General features: G+C 66.6%; 5 protein-coding genes. 4 read left to right on the forward strand and 1 reads right to left on the reverse strand.

Features of this window, described 5'->3' with window-relative positions:
• Positions 1–324: 324 nt before the first annotated feature.
• The 4 genes from Q0925_RS02310 to Q0925_RS02325 all read left to right on the forward strand — a co-directional run bounded on the left by Q0925_RS02310 (position 325) and on the right by Q0925_RS02325 (position 2,222).
• On the forward strand, positions 325–564 hold the full coding sequence (locus tag Q0925_RS02310; RefSeq protein WP_299331465.1) for a UPF0058 family protein: 240 nt from the start codon (positions 325–327) through the stop codon (positions 562–564).
• Between the two features lie 52 nt (positions 565–616).
• Positions 617–1,264, forward strand: coding sequence for a helix-turn-helix domain-containing protein (locus tag Q0925_RS02315; protein ID WP_299331454.1), 648 nt, complete (start codon positions 617–619; stop codon positions 1,262–1,264).
• A 64-nt stretch (positions 1,265–1,328) separates the two neighbouring features.
• Complete coding sequence (locus Q0925_RS02320) at positions 1,329–1,712, forward strand: HalOD1 output domain-containing protein (protein ID WP_299331457.1); 384 nt, start codon at positions 1,329–1,331, stop codon at positions 1,710–1,712.
• 222 nt (positions 1,713–1,934) lie between these two features.
• On the forward strand, positions 1,935–2,222 hold the full coding sequence (locus Q0925_RS02325) for a response regulator (RefSeq protein ID WP_299331459.1): 288 nt from the start codon (positions 1,935–1,937) through the stop codon (positions 2,220–2,222).
• A 210-nt stretch (positions 2,223–2,432) separates the two neighbouring features.
• On the opposite strand, the gene Q0925_RS02330 is transcribed toward Q0925_RS02325, so the two are convergent.
• Positions 2,433–3,284, reverse strand: an 852-nt coding sequence (locus Q0925_RS02330) for a dihydroxy-acid dehydratase (protein WP_299331462.1), incomplete at its 5' end; no start/stop codon positions are given.

Below are 3,284 nucleotides of genomic sequence, written 5' to 3' on the forward strand. Positions count from 1 at the left end.
AGTCACACGCCACCGCGACGTTTTCGGTTCGACCGCGTGAACTGCTACCGCGACGTTTTCGGTTCGACCGCGTGAACTGCTACCGCGACGTTTTCCGTTCGCCCGCGTGAACCGGCCTCGGGACGTTCACCGTCCCACCGCGTGACCGCCTCCCGCCCTTCTGTCACCGGAGCGAACCCCCTGCGTTGCGGACCCCGGCGTCCCCGACCCGCGTGCCGTTCATCCGGTTTGCGAAAACACGGCAGCGGGTCAAAACGTGACCGGTTGATACCGCTCGGCTCGAAATAGGGGCATCAGGAACGCCGACCGCACGTCCACGAACACATACGAAAACAGGAACTCGTCCACCTCCACGGCTTGCTCGTCGAAACCGCGAGGTCGCTGGTCGACCAGGGTGTCGTCCCGGCTGAGATCTGGGACGAATACGACGCACTCGGCATCAACGCGAACGCCATCCACGCATCAAAGGGCGACCACAGGGAGGCGGTCCTGCTCCTCGCCGCTGCCATCAGAGCGGCCCTCGCACGGCCGACGCCGGAACAACCCGAGACCTCGGCCCCGTAGTCGACCATGTTACACACACGCCCGCGCTTCGACGGGTATCCACGGTGTGCGTATGGCGATTGAGGCGACGTTCTCCGCGACCGACGGCGAGTTCCCACTGGCTGCCGTCTTCTCGGAGTTTCCCACCGCCGAGATCGAACTGGACCGCGTGGTTCCGACGGACGAGTTCATCGTCCCGTACTTCTGGGTCCGGGGCGTCGAAATCGAGAGCATCTCGATGGAGAACGTCGCCCACTCGGGGATCCACGACATCCGGGTGGTCGACGAGGTTGCCGGGGCGGCGTTCATCCGAATCGACTGGGATCTGGCGTACGAGAGCGTTCTGACCGCAATCATTGAAACCGACGTGAGCCTCCTTTCGGCGCTCGGGAGGGAGGACCACTGGTCGTTCGAGTTTCGGGCCGAATCGCGCGACGCCCTCGCCGACTTCCAGTCGTACTGTGGCGACCACGACGTCCCGCTCGAACTGACGAAACTCCACGCCCTCTCGTCGGTCGAGTCGGGCCAGGAGTACGACCTGACCGACACACAGCGCGAAGCGATGACTGTGGCGTACGCGCTGGGCTACTACGACGTTCCCCGGAAGGCGACTCGCCAGGACGTCGCGAACGACCTCGGAATCTCGCCGCAGGCCGTCGGCTCTCGACTGCAACGGGGGACCAGCCGGTTGGTTTCCAGCACACTCGTGCGCCTCGAGTAACGGCTTAAAAACACCTTTCGGACGAAAAAGCCAGACGAATCCCGCCGGCTCCCCTAGCGAGGATATGGAACGTACAGCGAGGCGTGACGACGAACCACCAGCCGACACGCGGCCGGCGGACGACCGTCGGGGACCCGACGACTCCGTAGTAGGGTCGGAGCTGACGGACGCTGCGTTCGTCGACGGGTTCGATGAACGGGACGGCCAGTATCGTCTCACGTACGACGCTACGCGGGCGGCGCCGAGTTTCGCAGTTGTCTCCGTCGTCTCGACCGTCACCGGGGTAGACCCGTTGGAACTCGACCCGCTGTACGAGAGCATCGATGGCGACGCGCTGGACGCGCTGTTTCCCGCCGACTGCCCGTCGGGGAACCGAGTGACCTTCCAGTACAGCGGGTGCGAAATCACGGTCAGGTCCGGTGACGTAATCGAGGTGACGCCGGGGTGAGCGACACGGCAGTCCGTCACACGGGCGCCCTCGGTTAGGGCACCACCCCGGGACGGACACCCGGCGGTGGCCTCGCCGACTGCGACCGGCCCCCGGCACGTAGCGTCCGCGAGTGGATCGTCGGCCTCACGCGGGCGGTCTGATGGGTTCTCCGCCGTCCCGACGGCCCGAAAACGGGCCGTTCAGTATCCTTCACGTCGACGACGATTCCGACTTTTCGAGATGGTTGGCGTCTTCCTGGAGCGTGAAAACGACCGGTTTACGCTCGTGCAGGCGCCCGGCGCCAGTCACGGCTTGGACCAACTCGCCGGACGCGCGTTCGACTGCGTGACCTCCGATTACGACAGGCCCGGCTGTACCGGGACCGAGTTCCTCCGGGACGTCCGAAACGACTCCCCCGAGATCCCGTTCATACTGTTCACCGGGAAGGGAACCGAGGAGATCCCGAGCGACGCGACCCCGGCGGGCGTGACCGACTCCCTCCAGAAGCACCCGTCCACGGACTGTTAACCGCACCGGCCAACGCCGTCTCGAACGCCATCGAGCACCACCAGTCGATCCGGACGGTCCGGCAGCGGGAACGGAAACTCCGGAACGTCATCGAGCGCGTCACGCCCCTCACGGACCCGACGCAGCAGCGCTACGGGGCCTATATCACCGGCGAGGCCGTCCGGCGTGTCCGCCTCGCTCGAAACGCTGGAGCAAACGACCGCTACCGGATCACTGCTTCGCGCCCGGGTTCGTCACCGCACCGTTCGCAGCCGAGCCGAAGTCGTTCCCGTACTTTGCGAGCACGCCGGAGGTGTACGCGGGTTCGCCGGGCTCCCACGCCTCCCTCCGCGCGTCGAGTTCCGAGTCGTCCAGGTCGACCGAGAGTTCGCGCTCGGGGATGTCGACGGTGACCTCGTCGCCGTCCTCCAGGAGCGCGACCGGGCCGCCCACCGCGGCCTCGGGCGCGACGTGGCCCACCATCGGGCCGCGGGTCGCCCCCGAGAACCGACCGTCGGTCAGGAGCGCGACGTCGTCCTCGTGACCCTGGCCGACGACCGCGGCGGTGACGCCCAGCATCTCGCGCATCCCGGGGCCGCCCTGGGGGCCTTCGTTGCGGATCACGAGCACGTCGCCCGATTCGATGTGGCCTTCCTGGACGTACCGCATCGCCTCCTCCTCGCCCTCGAAGATCCGTGCGGGGCCGACGTGGTGGAACTTGTCGTCGCCGGTGACCTTCAGGACCGCGCCGTCGGGCGCGAGGTTGCCGGTGAGGATCTTGATCGCGCCCTCCTCCTGGTAGGGGTCGTCGACGGTGTAGATGAAGTCGCCGGTGATTTCGTCGTCGTCGGGGAGGTCGAGTTCGTCCAGTTCTTCGGCGATCGTCCGACCGGTGACGGTCATCGCGTCGCCGTGGAACAGTCCGGCGTCGAGGAGCCGGCGGATCACGACCGGCACGCCGCCCTCCCCGTGGAGGTCGTTCATCGTCTTCGTCCCGCCCGGCTGGAGGTTCGCGATCTTCGGCGTCCTTTTGGAAATTTCGTCGAACTCCTCGATCGAGAGATCGATCCCGGCCTCGGCGGC

Source organism: Haloplanus sp., assembly GCF_028275055.1.
Classification (GTDB): domain Archaea; phylum Halobacteriota; class Halobacteria; order Halobacteriales; family Haloferacaceae; genus Haloplanus.